This window comes from Pseudoxanthomonas sp. CCNWLW251 (genome assembly GCF_037402255.1).
In the GTDB taxonomy this organism is placed as follows: Bacteria; Pseudomonadota; Gammaproteobacteria; order Xanthomonadales; family Xanthomonadaceae; genus Pseudoxanthomonas_A.
In genome coordinates, this window is the sequence record NZ_JBBEGA010000002.1 from 871,948 (window position 1) to 891,349 (window position 19,402).

The 19,402-nt window shown below is 68.2% G+C and carries 16 protein-coding genes; 7 read left to right on the forward strand and 9 right to left on the reverse strand.

Annotated features, from left to right (window positions below; all coding sequences use genetic code 11):
* Positions 1–126 precede the first annotated feature (126 nt).
* From WBN46_RS11165 to gap, 7 genes are all read right to left on the reverse strand, one after another.
* Positions 127–1,131, reverse strand: coding sequence for a class I fructose-bisphosphate aldolase (locus WBN46_RS11165; RefSeq protein ID WP_192202085.1), 1,005 nt, complete (start codon positions 1,129–1,131; stop codon positions 127–129).
* 129 nt (positions 1,132–1,260) lie between these two features.
* A complete protein-coding gene (pyk, locus tag WBN46_RS11170; RefSeq protein ID WP_192202087.1) occupies positions 1,261–2,730 on the reverse strand; it encodes a pyruvate kinase in 1,470 nt (489 codons plus the stop codon).
* A gap of 276 nt (positions 2,731–3,006) precedes the next feature.
* Positions 3,007–3,648: an HAD hydrolase-like protein gene (locus tag WBN46_RS11175; protein WP_337731566.1), complete on the reverse strand. Its 642-nt coding sequence runs from the start codon at positions 3,646–3,648 to the stop codon at positions 3,007–3,009.
* Positions 3,645–4,820: a phosphoglycerate kinase gene (locus tag WBN46_RS11180; RefSeq protein WP_337731567.1), complete on the reverse strand. Its 1,176-nt coding sequence runs from the start codon at positions 4,818–4,820 to the stop codon at positions 3,645–3,647. Before WBN46_RS11180 ends, WBN46_RS11175 begins: the two co-directional genes overlap by 4 nt.
* Positions 4,821–4,892: 72 nt before the next feature.
* Positions 4,893–6,245 (reverse strand): DUF3999 domain-containing protein, encoded by a 1,353-nt coding sequence (locus tag WBN46_RS11185; RefSeq protein WP_337731568.1) that lies wholly within the window; start codon positions 6,243–6,245, stop codon positions 4,893–4,895.
* Positions 6,242–8,956, reverse strand: coding sequence for a DUF2339 domain-containing protein (locus tag WBN46_RS11190; RefSeq protein WP_337731918.1), 2,715 nt, complete (start codon positions 8,954–8,956; stop codon positions 6,242–6,244). The genes WBN46_RS11185 and WBN46_RS11190 overlap by 4 nt, the downstream gene beginning before the upstream one ends.
* 243 nt (positions 8,957–9,199) lie before the next feature.
* Positions 9,200–10,204, reverse strand: a complete 1,005-nt coding sequence (gap, locus tag WBN46_RS11195) for a type I glyceraldehyde-3-phosphate dehydrogenase (protein WP_142125644.1) — start codon at positions 10,202–10,204, stop codon at positions 9,200–9,202.
* Between the two features lie 165 nt (positions 10,205–10,369).
* Between gap and WBN46_RS11200 the strand changes: the two genes are divergently transcribed.
* The 7 genes from WBN46_RS11200 (at position 10,370) to WBN46_RS11230 (ending at position 16,635) form a co-directional block, all read left to right on the forward strand.
* A complete protein-coding gene (locus WBN46_RS11200) occupies positions 10,370–10,990 on the forward strand; it encodes an OmpW family outer membrane protein (RefSeq protein WP_192202092.1) in 621 nt (206 codons plus the stop codon).
* Between the two features lie 126 nt (positions 10,991–11,116).
* On the forward strand, positions 11,117–11,869 hold the full coding sequence (locus tag WBN46_RS11205) for a S1/P1 nuclease (protein ID WP_337731569.1): 753 nt from the start codon (positions 11,117–11,119) through the stop codon (positions 11,867–11,869).
* 70 nt (positions 11,870–11,939) lie between these two features.
* On the forward strand, positions 11,940–12,728 hold the full coding sequence (gene modA, locus WBN46_RS11210; RefSeq protein ID WP_337731570.1) for a molybdate ABC transporter substrate-binding protein: 789 nt from the start codon (positions 11,940–11,942) through the stop codon (positions 12,726–12,728).
* Positions 12,706–13,437 carry a molybdate ABC transporter permease subunit gene (modB, locus tag WBN46_RS11215; RefSeq protein ID WP_337731571.1) on the forward strand — a complete coding sequence of 244 codons (732 nt, stop codon included), beginning with the start codon at positions 12,706–12,708 and terminating at the stop codon, positions 13,435–13,437. The genes modA and modB overlap by 23 nt, the downstream gene beginning before the upstream one ends.
* Positions 13,437–14,054, forward strand: coding sequence for a molybdenum ABC transporter ATP-binding protein (gene modC / locus WBN46_RS11220; RefSeq protein ID WP_337731572.1), 618 nt, complete (start codon positions 13,437–13,439; stop codon positions 14,052–14,054). Before modB ends, modC begins: the two co-directional genes overlap by 1 nt.
* A gap of 39 nt (positions 14,055–14,093) precedes the next feature.
* Positions 14,094–14,654 carry a flavin reductase family protein gene (locus WBN46_RS11225; protein ID WP_337731573.1) on the forward strand — a complete coding sequence of 187 codons (561 nt, stop codon included), beginning with the start codon at positions 14,094–14,096 and terminating at the stop codon, positions 14,652–14,654.
* A 40-nt stretch (positions 14,655–14,694) separates the two neighbouring features.
* Positions 14,695–16,635 (forward strand): acetyl-CoA hydrolase/transferase C-terminal domain-containing protein, encoded by a 1,941-nt coding sequence (locus tag WBN46_RS11230; RefSeq protein WP_337731574.1) that lies wholly within the window; start codon positions 14,695–14,697, stop codon positions 16,633–16,635.
* 81 nt (positions 16,636–16,716) lie between these two features.
* Here WBN46_RS11230 and WBN46_RS11235 read toward each other — a convergent pair whose 3' ends face one another.
* Positions 16,717–17,190: a transposase gene (locus WBN46_RS11235; RefSeq protein WP_337731575.1), complete on the reverse strand. Its 474-nt coding sequence runs from the start codon at positions 17,188–17,190 to the stop codon at positions 16,717–16,719.
* A 116-nt stretch (positions 17,191–17,306) separates the two neighbouring features.
* Complete coding sequence (gene tkt, locus WBN46_RS11240) at positions 17,307–19,304, reverse strand: transketolase (RefSeq protein WP_337731576.1); 1,998 nt, start codon at positions 19,302–19,304, stop codon at positions 17,307–17,309.
* Positions 19,305–19,402: the final 98 nt, after the last annotated feature.

The following is a 19,402-nucleotide window of genomic DNA, read 5'->3' on the forward strand; positions in this document are numbered from 1 at the left end:
CGCCCGCGCGGGAATGACGGTCGGGGAAATGGACGCCCTGCCCCCCGAATTCCGGATCGCGACCTCCAGAAACGACGACGCCGGCACAAGGCCGGCGTCGCGATCACTGCACGGTGGCGCGGGCGCTTACCCTTCCCACTTGCCCAGCGCGGCCAGGCCATTCTCCTTGGCGCGCTCATAGACCACGGCCTGCGCCTTGGCGAAGTTGCCCTTCAGGTCCTGCGACCACAGCTTCAGCGCGGCCTGCTGCATGGCGCGGCCATAGGAGAAGCTCAGCGGCCACGGCAGGTTGCCCAGCTGGTTCATGGCGTTGAGGTGGGCGGTCGACTGCTCGTCGGTCTGGCCGCCGGAAAGGAACACCACGCCCGGCAGGATCGCCGGCACGGTGCTCTTCAGGCACATGACGGTCGACTCGGCCACTTCGTCGACGTCGGCCTGCTCTTCGCAGTCCTTGCCGGCGATGACCATCGAGGCCTTCAGGATGGTGCCTTCCAGCAGCACGTTCTGCTCGTACAGCGCACCGAACAGCGAGCGCAGCACGGCTTCGGTCACTTCGTAGCAGACCTCGATGTTGTGGTCGCCGTCCATCAGCACTTCGGGTTCCACCATCGGCACCAGGCCGCATTCCTGACAGAGCGCCGCATAGCGGGCCAGCGCATGCGCGTTGGCCTCGATGCAGGTGCCGGACGGGATGTCTTCGCCGATGGTGATCACCGCGCGCCACTTGGCGAAGCGCGCGCCGAGCTTGTAGTACTCCTTCAGGCGGTCACGCAGGCCGTCCAGGCCTTCGGTGACCACTTCGCCCGGGCAGCCGGCCAGGGCATGCGTGCCCTTGTCGACCTTGATGCCGGGAATGATCCCGTTGTCGCTCATGTACTTGGCGAACGGCACGCCGTCCTTGGTGGACTGGCGCAGGGTCTCGTCGAACAGGATCGCGCCGGAGATGTAGTCCGACAGCTTCGGCGTGGTGAGCAACAGCTCGCGGTAGGCGCGACGGTTCTCTTCCGTGTTCTCGATGCCCACGCCCTCGAACCGCTTGGCGATGGTGGTGGTGGACTCGTCGATCGCGATGATGCCCTTGCCCGCGGCCACCATGGCCTGGGCGGTTTCGGCAAGCTGTTCGATGCTCATGGGGTTCCTGGGGAAGCGGCGGGAAAGATACCAATTGTAGCCCGCACCGCGCCGGCAGCGGGCAACCATGACGACGGACGCGCCGCAACGCGCCCGGATCCGGACGCGGCGGGAATCCCGGGAAAGCGGTTACAGCTCGCCCAGCCCCTCGGCCTTGCCGCGCTCGCCCATCTGCAGCAGGCGAAGGGTATTGGTGGCGCCGTGCTTCTCCATGTGGTCGCCGCTGGTGAAGATCACGCGGTCGCCCTCGGCCAGCAGCTCTCGGTCGTGCAGCACGCGCATCGCATCGCGAGCGGCCTCACGGGGCGCAAGCCCACGGCTGTCGAAGGCGATGGGGAACACGTCGCGGATCATCGCCATCTTGCGGCGTGCGCCGTCGTGGCGCGAGAACGCGTAGATCGGCGCATTGGAACGGAAGCGCGACAGGAAGCGCGCGGTACCGCCGGATTCGGTCATCGCCACGATCGCGCGCACGCCGATGTGCTCGGAGAGGAACATCGTCGCCATCGCGATCGCCTGGTCGGCGCGCTCCAAGTTGCGCGGCGCCTTCTCGAAATCCGTGTCCATCTCGAACTGCTTCTCGGCGCCGAGGCAGATGCGTGCCATCGCCTCCACCGCACGCACGGGATAGCTGCCCGCGGCGGTTTCCGCCGACAGCATCACCGCGTCGGTGCCGTCGATGACGGCGTTCGCCACGTCCAGCACTTCGGCGCGCGTGGGGATCGGGCTGTCCACCATCGACTGCAGCATCTGGGTGGCGGTGATCACCACCTTGTTGCGCGCCAGCGACTCCCGGATGATCTTCTTCTGCAGGCCGGGCAGCTCGGCATCGCCGATCTCCACGCCCAGGTCGCCGCGCGCCACCATCACCACGTCGCTGGCGTCGACGATCTCGGCCAGGTTCTCGATCGCCTCGGTGCGTTCGATCTTGGAGACCAAGGCCGCATCGCAACCATGCTCCCGCGCGATGCGGCGCGCCTCGTTCATGTCGTCGGCATTGCGGCAGAACGACACGGCGATGAAGTCCACGCCGATGTTCTCGGCCACGTAGGCGATCAGCTCGCGGTCGCGCTCGGTCAGCGCGCCCAGCGACAGGCCGCCGCCCTGCTTGTTCAAGCCCTTGCGGTCGGACAGCACGCCGTCGTTGAGCACGGTACAGACGATGCGCTCGCCATCGACCTTCACCACCTGCAACTGCATCAGGCCGTCGTCCAGCAGCAGGACATCACCGGCTTCCACGTCGCCCGGCAGGCCGAGGTAGCTGACGCCCACCTGCGAGGCATCGCCCGGGGGCGCGTCGACACTGGCCACCAGGTCGAAGCGGTCGCCGGTCTTCAGCACCACCTTGCCTTCGGCGAACCGTTCGACACGGATCTTCGGTCCTGGCAGGTCGGCGAGGATGCCGACCTCCGCGCCCACGCGCTGTGCCGCCAGACGCACCGCTGCGGCGCGCTTGGCCTGGCCCGACGGATCACCGTGGGAGAAGTTCAGGCGCACCACGTTGACGCCGGCACGGAACAATTCCTCGAGCACGCCGGGCGGGTCCGTCGCCGGTCCGAGGGTGGCGAGGATCTTGGTGCGGCGCTGGCGTTCGGTCATGGTGCGGATTCCCTGTGATCGCGCAAACGCTACCACAGCGAAACTTCTTCGGAACGACTGACATTCCCCACGTCATGCCGCTGTCCCGGGACAGCCCTCCGCGCACAGGGTGTGGCGCGAGGAAAGTGCTGTTTCAAAGCACTTTCCTGGTGATCCGCGCACACGCGCGACTGGTATTTTTTTGGTCTCTGCGTGCAAGCCGCATGCTGCGCACGCACACCCGAGTGCGCAAAAAACCGAGCGATGAAACGCGCGTTTGACCGCACGCGTTCCGGCTCAGGCGAACAGTGGCCGCAATTGGTCGGGCGCGCCCGCGAGGTGGCTGGCGCCGGCCTCACGCAGCTCCTGTTCGCCACCGAATCCCCACAACACGCCGACACTGCGCATGCCGTGATGGCGCGCACCATCGATGTCCATGTGACGATCCCCGATCATCCAGCACGCCCCCGGTGCCAGCGACAGGCGTCGCAATGCTTCGCCAATCAGGTCCTTCTTGTGGCTCAACCGGCCATCAGCAGTGGCGCCGATGATGTCCTCGAAATGCTGGCCGAACGGCAGGTGCGCGAGGATCTTGCGCGCATGCGGCTCGTTCTTCGCGGTGACTACCGCCAGCCGGTGACCGTCGGCACGCAACCGTTCGATCGCCTCGCCGATACCGACGTAGACCTGGTGCTCCAGCCACCCGTGCGACTCGAAGCGCTCGAGATACAGTTCGACCGCCGCTTCGACCTTCGCCGGGTCGCCCAGCAGCGGCATGAAACTGGTCCGCAGCGACGGGCCGATCCAGCCGCGCAGCTCGGCTTCCGTCGGTATCGGGTGCTCCAGCTGCGTCAGTGCATGCACGATGCAGCGCGTGATCCCGACGGCCGAATCGATCAGCGTACCGTCGAGATCGAAGAACAGCGCGGCACGACTCACTGACCGCGTGCCTCCAGCGCTGCGACGGCGGGCAGCGTCTTGCCTTCCAGGAACTCCAGGAATGCGCCGCCGCCGGTGGAGATGTAGCTGACGTCACCGACGATGCCGTACTTGTCCACTGCCGCGAGTGTGTCACCGCCACCGGCGATGGAAAATGCATCGGATTGCGCGATCGCACGCGCCAGCGTCTCGGTGCCCTTGCCGAAGGCGTCGAACTCGAACACGCCCACGGGCCCGTTCCACACCACCGTGCCGGCCGACTTGATCAGTCCGGCATAGCGCTGCGCGGTCTGCGGACCGATGTCGAGGATCAACTCGTCGGCCGCGACCGCGTCGACGGCCTTCACCGTCGCCGGCGCATCGGCGGCGAACGCCGTGGCGACCACCACGTCGGTCGGCAGCGGGATCTCGGCGCCACGCGCCTTCGCGTCGGCATCGATCTTCCTGGCGGTGTCGATCAGGTCGGCCTCGTACAGCGACTTGCCCACGGCATGGCCTTCCGCGGCGATGAAGGTGTTGGCGATGCCGCCGCCGACGATCAGCTGGTCGACCTTGCCGACCAGGCTGGTCAACAGCTCCAGCTTGGTGGAGACCTTGCTGCCGGCGACGATGGCCAGCAGCGGGCGCGCAGGGTTGGCGAGCGCCTTGTCGAGCGCATCCAGCTCGGCCATCAGCAGCGGGCCGCCGGCCGCCACCGCAGCGAAACGGATCACGCCGTGCGTGGACGCCTGCGCACGGTGCGCCGTGCCGAAGGCATCCATCACGAACACGTCGCACAGCGCCGCGTACTTTCTCGACAGCGCTTCGTCATCCTTGCCTTCGCCGATGTTCATGCGGCAGTTCTCGAGCAGGACGACCTGGCCCGGCCGCACGTCCACGCCGTCCACCCAGTCCTTCACCAGCGGCACGTCAACGCCGAGCAGTTCGGACAGGCGCGCGGCTACCGGCGCCAGCGAGTCGGCTTCGCTCCACACGCCTTCCTTCGGTCGGCCCAGGTGCGAGGTGACCATCACCGCCGCGCCTTTCTGCAACGCCAGTTTCAGCGTGGGCAGGGAGGCGGTGATGCGCTGCTCGGAGGTGATGCGGCCATCATCGATGGGCACGTTCAGATCCTGGCGGATCAGCACGCGCTTGCCGGCGAGGTCGAGGTCGGTCATGCGGACGATGGGCATCTTGGGTCCTGGGCAGCGGGGAAGATGCTCATTGTCCCGCCTGCCCACCCGTGCCGCAAACGAACGCCTGGACTACGCGGGTGGACGGTTGCGGAGCAGGCTGAAGGCGAATGCCGCCACCAGCCCTGCGCCCAGCACCAGCAGCGCCCACAACAACCAGGCCTTCCAGTCGCGCGGAGTCGGCGGCGGCACCAGCGCGGCATCGCCGGCCAGCGATGCGGAAGTGGCGAGGTAGGCGGGCGAAGGCTGCCACTCGGCGCCGCGATCGCGACGCAGTGCATCGAGCAGTTCCGGCATCGGCACCGTGGCGCGACGCGCCGCTGCGCTTCCGGCCACCAGCGCGTAAGGCGGCGTGCCCTGCGCAAGGAAGACCATCACTTCCGGGCGATACCCCAGGCGCAGCGTGGGCGCCTGTTCCGGCAGCGCGCCGCGACTGCGCAGGCGCCAATAGCGGTCGCGCGCGGGGCCGCTGGCCAGGGGTTGTTCGGGCGATGCACTGGGCCGGTCGCCGCCCACGCGATAGGCCACCCAAGGGCCGGCACGCAGGCGCCAGGGTGCGTCGGTCGCGTCGCGACTCTCCAGCGTCCATTCGCCCACGGCGTAGTCGTCCATCGCCAGGTCGGCGAGCGCGATCGGGTAACGTCCATCGCCCTGGTAGACGTAGCTCTCCACGCCCTGCTCGGATGTCCTGCGCCCCTGGAGTTCCGACCACTGCACCGCCTGCTGCAGGTGCTCGGCGTCCAGACGCACGCGCACCTGGCGGATGGGCAGCGCGGGCGATGCATCCAGCGGCACGAAACGGACATAGCGGAAGCCGCCGTTGATCGACACTTCGTCACGCAGCAGGCGCTGTGGCCCGCGCTGCAGCTCGACCAGCGTCGCACGTGCCTGCAGCACCTCCCATGCCTGCAGGTCCTGGCTGCCTTCCACGCGGTAGCTCGCCTCGCGCGGGGTGCCCGGATCCCAGGTGATTTCCAGCGCTTCCATGCTGTCGCGGACCCCGCTCAGGTCCACCAGGAAGGCGCGCGCGGGCGCCGTGGTTCCCGTGCCCGCGCTGTCGGCCTCGATACGGACGATGCGTCCGTTCTCACCGAACTGCGCCGACACGCGCGACGAGGTGCCGGCGTCCTGTGGCGTTGCCGGCAGCGCGAACCAAGGCACCACGATGCGTCGCGCGGGCAGCGCCGTCGGTTGTTCGGGCCCGAACAACGCGGCTGCCACCGGCTTGCCGTTCGCATCCAGCACGTCCACGTCGCGCAGGTCGGGCCATGCCGTGATGGCGTAGACCTCGCGATCCAGCACCACCCGGTACGCGCCGGCCTGCTCGCCGGACAGCACCAGCGGCCAACGCTTGGCGTAGGACGCGGGCGTCTGCGCCAGCGCGGTGGCCGGCAGCAGCAACAGCATCACCAGGAACGTCTTCATGCGGCGGCCTCCTCTTGTCCCGATCGACGCGGCGGCGCCGGCGCCAGATAACCCACCACAGTGCACAGCAGGCCATAGGCCATGAATGAGCCGATGCCCAGCAGGTTGCCCAGGTGCTGGCGGTCCACGAACACCAGCTTCGCCAGCACCACGGCCATCAATACCGCACCGCCCAGCCACAGCATGCGCTGGCCGCGACGCGAACCGATCACCCAGCCCAGCACGCCCAGCACGCTCCAGGTGACCGTCAGACTGGTCTGCGCCAGGCTGCCGGAGATCAAGCTGTCGCTCCAAGGCACCCCACCCCAATGGTGGACGGCATGCAGCACCACGGAGGTGATCCAGACGAATGCCAGCGTGGACAACAGGACGATCTGCGTCGGCGGCAGCACGCGTGCTTCCGGCATCCACCAGCGCAGCAGCAGCACCAGCGTGGCGAGCTGCGCCAGCTCCATCGGATTCAGCACGGGAATCCACGGCAACGGGGCGGCGCCACCGGCCACGAACAGCGACCCCATCCACCACAGGCCCAGCGCGGCGAACAGCGTGCCCAGCAACGGCGTACGCCAGGCGTCGAAGCGCCCGCCCAGCGGCGCGGCCAGCCAGTGCCAGCGGAACAGCGCGAGCGCCACGACGACCAGCCATGGCAGCGCGATGAGGCCCGCCTGCCAGCCGTCGCCCATGCCTTGCACGTGTTCGGGCAGCCATGCCAGCAACAGGCTGGCCACCAGCGGCCACACCAGCCACCACACGAACTGTGCAGCGCCGGCCAGGCGATGTTCGCTGTCGCGCAGGCACATCAGGCTGCGCACGCCGAGCACCGCGTAAGCCAGCCACGCCCAGCCACCGTGACCGGCGAACGGCTGCTGGTGCGCGCCGGACTGCCACAGGGCCAGCGGCACGGCCGAGGCCAGCGCGGCCAGCGTGGTCCACGCCAGTGCGGTGCCGGGACGTCGGCGGTGCACTTCCGCTGCCAGCCAACCGGTCAGTGCGGCGAAGGCCAGCATCGCGTCGGGTTCGTCGCGGTGGCCGAGGTGGGTCAGGATCTCGACCGCACCGTTGCCCAGCCACCAGGCCAGGCCCCAGAGGTAGTACAGCAGCGCCACACCACCGAAGCGGCCGCGGTACGCCCATGCACTGGCGAAACCGGCAACGGCGATCAGCAACGCGCTCATGAACGCGGCATTCGCGAACATCGGCATGGCCGTTGGCGCATACCCGGACGCCGCATCCGCGCTCGCGATGAAGAACGCCACCGCCGCCGCGAGTTGCAGCCCCGCGCCGGTCAGTTGCGGCAACAGCCGCGACTGCCGCAGGCCCAGCCACGCCAGCGCCGCGCCCTCGAGCGCGAACACGCAAGCTGTGGCCTGCGCCGACAACGCCAGCGGTACCGCCAATGTGGCGAAGCCGACCGCCAGCAGCGCGTAGGAGTGCGCGAGCGTGTCGTAGCTCTCGCGGCGACGCAGCAGCCACGACAATCCCGCGTACAGCACGCCCAGGCCCAGCGCACAGAACGCCAGCGGCAGCCGGCTGTCCTCGAACGTGCCGCCTTGCATGAGGCCGGCCTGCAGCGAGAACACGACCAGCGGCATGCCGAACACCAGGCAGCCGTCGATGAAGTCGCGCCGACTCGCCGGCTGCCGTCGCGCGAACAGCAACGGGATGAGCAGGTAGAAGACGAAGAACAACGCCAGGAAGGGCTGCGTGGTGGCGTACTTCTCCGGCGCATAGTCGAACAGGCCCCACGCCGTGCCGATGCCGAAGGTGAAGACGAAACCGAGCAGGTTGAGCACGCGCCACGACTTGTACCAGGCAATCCCCACGATGGCCGCATTGAGCACCGCGTAGTACGAGAACAGCGCGACGTGGTTGCCACTTCCCGTCGACAGCCAGATCGGCGCGAGGAAGCCCGCCAGCAGCGCGAAGACGGCGAGCGACTTCGCGTCCTGCAGGACCGCGAGCATGCCCGCGCCGGCCACCAGCACGATGCTCAGCGCGAACGCGGCACCGGCAGGCATCAGGCCGAAGATCTTGAACGCCGCAAACACCACCAGCAGCAGCACGCCGATGGCGCCGCCCTGCAGGCTGAGCGCGAACGTGCGATTGCTCTCGCGCTTGCGCCACGCGAACGCCAGCGCGCCGAGTGCGGCCGCCGCGATCCCGGCCAGGCGAAGCTCGGGCGGGAGGGTGAACCAGCCCTGGTCGGCGCCGTATTTCAACAATGCCGCCACGCCGGCGAACAGCACCAGCACACCGATCTTCACCGGCACGTTGCCGACGGTGAACCAGCGTTGCACTGCGCGCACGGCTTTCGTCGCGAAGTCGGGGCGCGACGGTGCGGTCGGACGCGGCGACGGCGCAGGCTGCTGATAGGCCTCGGGGCGTGGCGACGGCGGAATGGGCGGTGGCCCGGCCGGGCGCGACGGCGGCGTTGCGGCGGTGGGCGCCGGACGGGGTGGCGCGGGTTCGCGCATCAGGTCCGCCAGCGTGGGACCTTCCTCCGCTACCGCAGCCTGCACCGTGGGTGCGGGCGCAGCGGCGCGCACGGGGGCGGGTGCAGGTTCGGTCGCGCGCGCACTGCGCAACTGGGTCACCTGATCCTCGAGCATCGCCACGCGGCGCCTCAGCCCGCTGACCGCCACCAGCGCGACGATGAGCAGCACCGGCATCGCCAGCACGGCCAGCCCCACCAGCACCAACAACCCGACCACGTCATCCATTCCCCGACCTCGCCTGTGCGTGTTTCCGGTGCAAGGACGTGGAATGCCGCGCCCTCCGGCCGTCCCTGCAGCCGCGTCCGCAGACTCGGGCATGGCCCGACGATTTGCAAGATTCCGATCCGCGGGTGGCCACGGACGGCGCGCCGGGTATCACCTCGCAATACCCGGAAACGACACGAGCGCCCTGGGGCGCTCGTGTACGCAACTTCCGGCCGGACCGGCCGGCGTGGCGGCTTACTTGCCGGCGACCACGCGGACCATTTCCAGGCACTTGTTGGAGTAGCCCCACTCGTTGTCGTACCAGCTGACGATCTTGACGAAGGTCGGGTCCAGCGCGATGCCGGCCTCGGCGTCGAAGATCGAGGTGCGGGTGTCGCCGCGGAAATCGGTGGCGACCACCTTGTCCTCGGTGTAGCCCAGGATGCCCTTCAGCGCGCCCTGGCTCTGCGCCTTCATCTCGGCCTTGATCTCTTCGTACGTGGCCGGGTTTTCCAGTTCGGCGGTCAGGTCGACCACGGACACATCGCTGGTCGGCACGCGGAACGACATGCCGGTCAGTTTCTTGTTCAACGACGGGATCACCACGCCGACGGCCTTCGCTGCACCGGTGCTGGACGGAATGATGTTCTCCAGGATGCCGCGGCCGCCGCGCCAGTCCTTGTTGCTCGGGCCATCGACGGTCTTCTGCGTGGCGGTGGCCGCGTGCACGGTGGTCATCAGGCCGCGCTTGATGCCCCACTTGTCGTGCAGCACCTTGGCGATCGGCGCCAGGCAGTTGGTGGTGCACGAGGCGTTGGAGATGATCGCCTCGCCGTTGTAGGTCTTGTCGTTGACGCCGTAGACGAACATCGGCGTGTCATCCTTCGACGGCGCCGACAGGATGACCTTCTTCGCGCCGGCATCCAGGTGCTTCTGCGCGGTGGCCTTGTCGAGGAACAGGCCGGTGGATTCGATGACGACCTCGGCACCCACTTCATCCCATTTCAGGTTGGCGGGGTCGCGTTCCTGGGTCAGGCGGATCGGCTTGCCGTTGATCACCAGCGTATTGCCCTCGACCTTCACGTCGCCATCGAAGCGGCCGTGCACGGAGTCGTACTGCAGCATGTACGCCAGGTAGTCCGGCTCCAGCAGATCGTTGATGGCGACGATCTCGATGTCGTTGCCGAAGTTCTGCACGGCGGAACGCAGCACGTTGCGCCCGATGCGGCCGAAGCCATTGATACCCACCTTGATCGACATTGCTCAGGACTCCTGCGGCCACGCGCGCGGCGCGGCGGGGTTGACGGGGGCCGCCATTCTAACAGGCCGCCCCCGCGGCGACGCCGCACGGGCATTGATCAGGATCAAGGCGGCGCCGGATGCGCGGGCAGAGACTGGCACCACATTCCAACGAGCGTCACCATCATGAAGAAGACCCTGATCCCGATTGCCATCGCCCTCGCACTGGGCGCCGCCGTTCCCGCCTTCGCCCAGTCCAAGGGCGAGTGGACGCTGGGCGTGGGCGCGCACCAGGTGAACCCCAAGTCCGACAACGGCTCGCTGGCCGGCGGCACGCTGCCGCTGGACATCGACAGCGACGTCAAGCCGACCATCACCTTCGAGTATTTCCTGCGCGACAACCTGGGCCTGGAAGTGCTCGCCGCGCTGCCGTTCAAGCACGACATCGCCGTGGACGGCGTCGGCACGGTGGGCAGCACCAAGCACCTGCCGCCGACCGTCTCGCTGCAGTACCACTTCAACGGCAAGGGCAAGGTGTCGCCGTTCCTCGGCGCCGGCCTGAACTACACCACGTTCTTCAGCGAAGACACCAAGGGCGCGCTCGCAGGCACCGACCTCAAGCTGGGCGATTCCTGGGGCCTGGCCGCACATGTCGGCATGGACATCAAGGTCAGTGAGCGCGGCGCCGTGCGCGTGGATGCGCGCTGGATCGACATCGACTCCGACGTCAAGGTCGATGGCGCCAAGCTCGGCACCGCCAACATCGACCCGCTGGTCTACGGCGTGGCGTATGTCGTGAAGTTCTGAGCAGATAGCCGCATCGCCTGACGAGGTCAAATGGGGACGGCCCGTGTCGGTTAAAGTACCGGCATGGTCCGTCCTCTCTTTTTTGCCGCCTCCCTCGCCCTCTCCTTTGCTCTCGCGCTGCTTCCCATGCCTGCGCATGCGTGGGGTCCCCTCGGCCATCGGCTGGTGGCGCTGCTGGCATGGGATGACCTGGCGCCGGATACGCGACGCCAGGTCGAAGCCCTGCTGCAGGGCGAACCGGATCCGACGCTGGCCGGCGTCGCCAGCTGGGCCGACGACCTGCGCGAGAACGATCCGGTCCTCGGCCGCAAGACCGCACGCTGGCACTTCGTCAACATCGGTGAGCACGACTGCGTCTACGAGCAGCCGCGCGACTGCCCGGGCGGCAACTGCGTGGTGGAAGCCATCAGGGCACAGACCGCGATCCTCGCGGACACCCGGCGCACACGCGCCGAACGCGTGCAGGCGCTGAAGTTCGTCGTGCATTTCGTCGGCGACGTGCACCAGCCGCTGCATGCAGGCTACGCGCACGACAAGGGCGGCAACGATGTGCAGGTGAACTGGAACGGACGCGGCACCAACCTGCACACCCTTTGGGACAGTCGCATGCTGGCATCCACCGGCCGCAGCGAAGCCGACTACCTGCGCCATCTTCGCGCGCTGCCGAAGCCATCCCTCGACACGATCACCCTGCCGCCGCCCTCGCCCGCCTGGGCCGAGCAATCGTGCCGCGTGGCGACCCAGCCCGGTTTCTATCCGCCTCGCGCGAAACTCGAGCAGCGCTACGTCGACCAGCACCTGCCGGTGGCCGAACGCCAGCTTCGGGCAGGCGGCGCGGCATTGGCTGCCGTGCTGAACAAGGCCCTCGACCATCACTGACCCCCTGCTCACCGCTCACCGCTCACTGCCGAAGATCATCGAATAGTCCGTTCCCCCAGGAGTCGTTCGCATGAACCTGCCCACGTCGCTCCGCCGAGCATCCGCTGCACTGGCCCTGCTCGCGGCCGCCTTCGTTGCCCCTGCCGTGCAGGCGCAGGACGACGCACCGCTCACCGTGTTCGCCGCCGCCAGCCTGAAGGAATCGCTGGACGAGGCCGCAGCGGCCTACCAGAAGCAGACGGGGGTGTCGGTCCGCGTGTCCTACGCCGCCAGTTCCGCGCTCGCGCGCCAGATCGGACAAGGCGCACCGGCAGACGTGTTCTTCTCCGCCGACCTGGAATGGATGGACTACCTGCAGCAGCGCGGCAAGCTGCAGGTCGCGACGCGGCGGGACCTGCTGGGCAACCAGCTGGTGCTGGTCGCACCGAAAGCGCGCCAGGCAAGCGTGGACCTGAAGCGCCCGGCGACACTGCTGGCCGCACTGGGCCAGGGCCGCCTCGCCGTGGGGCAGACCGCGACGGTCCCGGCAGGCAAATACGCCCGCGCATCGCTGGAGTCGCTGTCGCTCTGGAACGGCGTCAAGGCGCGCCTGGCCGAATCGGAAAGCGTGCGCGCGGCATTGATGCTGGTGGCACGCGGCGAGACGCCGCTCGGCATCGTGTACGCCTCGGATGCGAAGGCCGAGCCGGCCGTGCGCGTGCTGGCGACGTTCCCGGAGGATTCGCATCCTCCCATCGTGTATCCCGTGGCTGCGCTGCGGGGCCCGCGTACGGCACGGGCGACGCCCTTCGTGCAATGGCTGGCGTCACCCGCTGCCGATGCGATCTTCGCGCGGCATGGCTTCACGACGACGGACTGACGCCGACGTGTTCGACGTCTTCAGCCCGGAAGAACTCACCGCGATCCGGCTCAGCCTGAAGGTGGCGCTGGTGGCGGCCCTGGCGAGCCTGCCCTTCGGCGTCCTCGTCGGCTGGCTGCTGGCGCGCACGCGCTTTCCCGGCAAGGCACTCCTGGATGCCGTCGTGCACCTGCCGCTGGTGCTGCCGCCGGTGGTGATGGGTTACGCGTTGCTGGTGACGCTGGGCACGCAGGGAACTGTCGGCCGCTTCCTGCAGGAACAGCTCGGCATCGTGTTCGCGTTCCGGTGGACCGGTGCGGCACTGGCGTGCGCCGTGATGGGATTTCCATTGATGGTGCGTTCGATCCGGCTCTCGCTGGAAGCCACCGACCGCCGGCTGGAGCAGGCCGCCTCCACCCTCGGCGCCGGCCCGTGGCGCGTGTTCTTCACCATCACCCTCCCGCTGGCCTGGCCCGGGCTGGTCGCCGGCAGCGTGCTGGCGTTCGCCAAGGCGCTGGGGGAATTCGGCGCCACCATCACCTTCGTGTCGAACATTCCCGGCGAAACACAGACGCTGTCGTCGGCGATCTACGGCCTGATGCAGGTGCCGGGCGGCGAAGCCGGCATCTGGCGCCTGGCGGCCGTGGCCGTGGTGATCTCGCTGGCCGCGCTGCTGTTCTCCGAATGGCTGGTGCGACGCCACCACACACGGCAGGGAGAGGACAGCTGATGCTGCGGCTGGACATCGAACTGCGCCGCGGGAACTTCCACCGTCGCGTGCACATCGACGACGATGCACGCGTGATCGCGCTGGTCGGCCCGTCGGGCGCGGGCAAGACCTCGGTGCTCAATGCCATCGCGGGGCTGCTCACGCCGGCGGCCGGCCGCATCGACGTGGACGGCCATTGCCTGTTCGACAGCGCGCGCCACGTCGACGTGCCCGTGCATCGCCGCCGCGTGGGCTACGTTTTCCAGGATGCGCGCCTGTTCCCCCATCTCGATGTGCGCCGGAACCTGCAATACGGCCGTCATGGCGGACGGGGCGCGCCGCAGTTCGGTTTCGACGCCGTCGTGGACCTGCTCGGCATCGCGCCCCTGCTCGCCCGCCGTACGCGCAACCTGTCGGGCGGCGAAGCGCAGCGGGTGGCGATCGGCCGCGCCCTGCTCTCGCAACCCTCGCTGCTGCTGTTCGACGAGCCGCTGTCCGCACTGGACCAGGCCCGGCGCGAGGAACTGATCCCGTACCTGCAGCGCGTGCGCGACGAGATCCGCCTGCCCATCGTCTATGTCAGCCACCATCCGGACGAAGTGCGGCGCGTCGCCGATTCCGTACACGTTCTCGACTGAGCGGCGCGTATCCTGCCGCCACGATATTGGAGCGGCGCCATGACCAGGCAGAAGCGCTGGAAGGAGTTGCCGGTGGACCAGGTACGTCGCTACCTGGAACCCGGTCCCGTCGTGCTGCTCAGCACGGCACACAAGAACGAACGCGCCATCATGACGCTGGGCTGGCACATGATGCTGGGCTACGACCTGGTGGGCACCTACATTTGGGACGCCAACCGCAGCCACGCGCTGGCACGCGCCAGCCGCGAGTGCGTGATCAACCTGCCGACCGAAGACCTGCTGGACACCGTCGTGCGCATCGGCAACTGCAGCAGCGCCGAACAGGACAAGTTCGACCGCTTCGGCCTCACCGCCCTGCCCTCGCGCGAGGTGGATGCGCCGCGGATCGCCGAATGCCACGCGCAGTTCGAATGCCGATTGCACGAGACCCGCATCACCGCCGACTACCCGTTGTTCGTGTGGCGCGTGGTGCATGCGCGCGTCGCCGCGTCGCCGCGCATCCCCCGCACCCTGCACTACCGCGGCGACGGCCGTTTCATGGTGTCGGGCCGCGAGGTATCGCGGCGGCGCCTGTTCCGTCCGGACATGCTGGAGCAATGAGGCCATGGCCGATCAACGCGCGGCTCGTTACGCTGGCACCATGACACAGCACCTCACTACGCTCGACGAAGCCGTCGACCTGATCCTGTCCCGGACGCCGGGCCCGTTGCGCATGGGCGCCCCGCTGGGCATCGGCAAGCCGCATCGCCTGTTGAATGCCCTGTACGCGCGCATCGCACGCGATCCGGCACGCCCGTGGTCGCTCTACACCGCGCTGTCGCTGGACCCGCCCGCCGGCGGCAAAGGCCTGGAGGGCCGCTTCGTGGCGCCGTTCGCCGCGCGCCACTTCGGCGGGGACTTCCCGCGCCTGGACTACGTGCAGGCGATGAAACGCGACGCGCTGCCGCCGAACATCGAGGTGGAAGAGTTCTACATGCAGGGCGGCGCCCTGCTGCGTTCGAGCACCGCGCAACGCCATTACGCCAGCCTCAACTACACCCATGTCGCGCGCGCCCTGGCCGACCGCGCGCTCAATGTGATCGTGCAGAAGGTCGCGCGCGAGCCCGGTGGCACGCGACTTTCGATGTCGTGCAACAACGACCTGACCCAGGACACCGTGGATGCTGTCATGGCCCGCGGCCTGCCCCGCCCCTTGCTGGTGGCCGAAGTGGATCCGCAGCTGCCCTGGATCGGTGGAACGGCGGCGGTGGACGAAGCGTACTTCGACATCGTGGTCACGCCACCGGGGCCCTATCCGATGCTGTTCGGCCTGCCGCGCCAGCCGGTGTCGGATGTGGATTACGCCATCGGGCTGTATGCCAGCACGCTGGTGCGCGACGGCGGCACGCTGCAGATCGGCATCGGCGCGCTGGCCGACGCACTGAGCCATGCCCTGGTGCTGCGCCATACCGACAACGCCACGTACCGGCGTGTGCTGGCGGCCCTGGATCCGGAACTGGAGCGGCATCCCGCCGTCCTCGCCAGTGGCGGGCTCGACCCGCTCGCCATCGGCCTGTATGGCTGCAGCGAGATGGTCAACGAAGGCTTCAAGCGGCTGGTGGAAACCGGCGTGATCCGGCGCAAGGTGGCGGACGACGAGGCACTGATGCAGCGCATCGCCGACGGCAGCGCGAACCTGGGCGACCATGCGCGACTGGAGCGCGATGGCGAATACCTGCACGGCGCCTTCTACCTTGGCTCGCCCGCATTCTACGACTGGCTGCGCGAACTGCCGGATGACCAGCGCCGCGCCATTGGCATGCGCCGGATAAGCATGATCAACGAACTGCAGCACGGGCAGGAAACTCTCGCACGCCTGCAGCGCCGCGATGCGCGCTTCTTCAATTCCTGCATGATGGCGACGGTACTGGGCGCGGCCGTCTCCGACGGCCTCGACGACGGGCGGGTGGTATCCGGCGTGGGCGGGCAATACAACTTCGTCGACATGTCGAACGCCCTGGACGGCGCGCGCAGCGTGCTGATGTTCCGCGCGGTACGCGAGGATGCCGGCAGCGCCGGATCGAACGTACGCTGGAACTACGGCCACACGACCATCCCGCGCCACCTGCGCGACCTGTACGTCAATGAGTACGGCATCGCCGACCTGCGCGGAAAGAACGACGAGGACTGCATCATCGCCATGGGCGGCATCACCGACACGCGTTTCCAGCGGGGGCTGATGGAACAGGCGCAGCGCGCGGGCAAGCTGCGCATCGGCTTCCACCCGGCTGCGCACTGGATCGACAACACGCCCGTGCACTTGTCAGCGCGCCTGCGTGCCTTCCGCCACGACGGCACGCTGCCGGACTACCCGCTGGGCAGCGATTTCACCGGGGTGGAACAGCGCATCGTCAAGGCACTGGGCTGGCTGAAGGCGAATACCGCCACGCCGTGGAAGAAGGCGGGCATCGTGCTGCGCGCGATGGCTGCGCAGACCGACGACGAGGAAGCCATGGTGCGCATGGGACTGGCGGCACAGGGAAGCCTGGGTGAGCGGATCGAAGCGAAGTTGCTGGCGTTGGGCTTGCGGGAGACCCGCTGATGGCTGCAGGCGTCGGGGCTGAAGCCCCTCCTACAAGAGCTGCATTCTGTAGGAGGGGCTTCAGCCCCGACCGCCGTCCCATCACTCCAACCAGACTGCATCCCAAAAGGGGTAGTCACCAACGCGCGCAACCAGTCCCGCTCTCATAGGGTTGGCTATGATGTAGCGAGCAGCTACCCGTGTATCGTCGTCCCTTCGCAGCGCGCGATCATGGAATCCGCCTGCCCAGACCCGCTTCCCGGCCAAGACGTTACGCGTTGCATGCGCTGACCGTCCCTTCGCCAAGCCCACTACCTGCGCGAGCGGCGCGGTGCCGGTCAACCGCACCAATCCATGCCAATGGTCTGGCATCAGCACCCAACAAAGCAGTTCTGCGTGCGGCGACCATGTGCTGCGACAGGCGAGCACCTCCGACATCCTGCTGGCCACTTCCCATTGGGTGAAATGAGGATCGCGCCGGTAAGTCGTAGTGGTTACCAGATAGATGCGACCAGGCTCGGACCAACGACCTCGGCGCAACGCTTGGTGACCAGAGCCCGGATGTTGAAAAGCCATGGCGCAGGGTCATGCGCCATGGCTCCAGCAACTATCGGTGAAACCCTTTCAGCGAGCGGGCAGAATTCCGACGCGGTCGGGGCTAAAGCCCCTCCTACAGCGGCAGATGGACCGCTTCAGAGCGACTTCGCCGCCTCGACCACCGCCTCCGCGGTGATACCGAAGTGCTTGTACAGCGCATCGGCGGGGGCGGACGCGCCGAAGCCCGTCATGCCGATCACCGCGCCATCCAGGCCCACGTACTTGCGCCAGAAATCGCTGATCGCCGCTTCCACCGCCACGCGCTTGCGCACGGCCTTGGGCAGCACGGTCTCGCGGTAAGCCGCATCCTGGCGGTCGAACACATCGGTGGACGGCATCGACACCACGCGCGTCTTGAGTCCCTGCGCGTCCAGCGTCGCCTTGGCCTGCGTGGCCAGGCCGACTTCCGAACCGGTGGCGATCAGGATCACGTCCGGCGTGCCATCGGCGTCGGCCAGCACGTAGCCGCCGCGCGCGATGTCGCCCACCTGCGCGTCGGTGCGCGGCTGGTGCGGCAGGTTCTGGCGCGAGAACACCAGGCAGCTCGGGCCGTCCTGGCGGACGATGGCCTGCTTCCACGCCACCGCTGACTCCACCGCGTCGCACGGGCGCCACACGTCGTTGTTCGGGATGTAGCGCAGCGAGGCCAGGTGCTCGACCGGCTGGTGGGTCGGGCCGTCCTCGCCCAGGCCGATGGAGTCGTGCGTGTACACGTGGATGGCGTGTGCCGGGATCAGCGCGCTCATCCGGACGCCGTTACGGGCGTAGTCGCTGAACACCAGGAAGGTGGCGTCGAACGGCACGAAGCCGCCGTGCAGCGCCAGGCCGTTCGCAATCGCGGTCATGCCGAACTCGCGCACGCCGTAATACACGTAGTTCGCGTTCGGATCGGTGGTGGAGACCGACTTGCTGGCCTTCCACAGCGTGAGGTTGGAGTGCGCCAGATCGGCCGAGCCGCCGACCAGTTCCGGCAACAGCGGCGCGAAGGCCTCGATGGTGTTCTGCGACGCCTTGCGCGAGGCGATCACCGGGCCTTCGGCCTGCACCTTGGCGATGTAGGCATCGGCCTGCGCGACGAAGTCGGCCGGCAGTTCGCCGGAGGCGCGACGCTTCAGTTCGGCGGCCTGCTCCGGATACTGCGTGGCGTAAGCGTCGAACAGCGCATTCCAGTCGGCTTCCCGCGCCTTGCCGGCATCGACCTTGTTCCAGCCGGCGTAGATGTCGGCAGGAATCTCGAACGGGCCGTACGGCCATTCCAGCGCGGCTCGGGTCGCGTCCAGCTCGTCCTTGCCCAGCGGCGCGCCATGGCTGGATTCCTTGCCGGCCTTGTTCGGCGAACCGAAGCCGATCGTCGTGCGGCAGCAGATCAGCGTGGGCTTGTCAGCAGCCTTCAGCGCCGTGTCGATGGCGGTCTTGATCTCGACCGGATCATGGCCGTTGACGTTGCGCACCACCTGCCAGCCGTAGGCCTCGAAGCGCGCCGGCGTGTCGTCGGTGAACCAGCCATCGGTGTTGCCGTCGATGGAGATCTTGTTGTCGTCCCAGAAGCACACCAGCTTGCCCAAGCCCCAGGTGCCCGCCAGCGAGGCAGCCTCGTGAGAGATGCCCTCCATCAGGCAGCCGTCGCCCATGAACACGAAGGTGCGATGGTCGACGATGGCGTGGCCTTCGCGGTTGAAGCGCTGTGCCAGCAGCTTCTCGGCCAGCGCGAAGCCGACCGCGTTGGCGAAGCCCTGGCCAAGCGGACCGGTCGTCGTTTCCACGCCCGGCGTCTCGTGGCGCTCCGGGTGGCCGGCGGTCTTGCTGTGCAGCTGGCGGAAATTCTTCAGTTCCTGCAGCGGCAGGTCATAGCCGGCCAGGTGCAGCAGCGCGTACTGCAGCATCGAGCCATGGCCGTTGGAGAGGATGAAACGGTCGCGGTTGAACCAGTGCGGGTTCGACGGGCTGTGGCGGTAGTAGTCGTTCCACAGCACTTCGGCGATGTCGGCCATGCCCATGGGCATGCCGGGATGGCCGGAATTGGCGGCCTGCACCGCGTCGGCGGCGAGGAAACGGATGGCGTTGGCGAGCTGGCGGCGGGTGGGCGTCGTCATGGGGATCGGGGCAGAGGGGCGGCGCCCGGCGGGCTGCGGGCTGCCCATTGTCCCACCCCCCGCCCGCCCTGTCGCGGTTGCGAGGGCCTGCGCGGGGT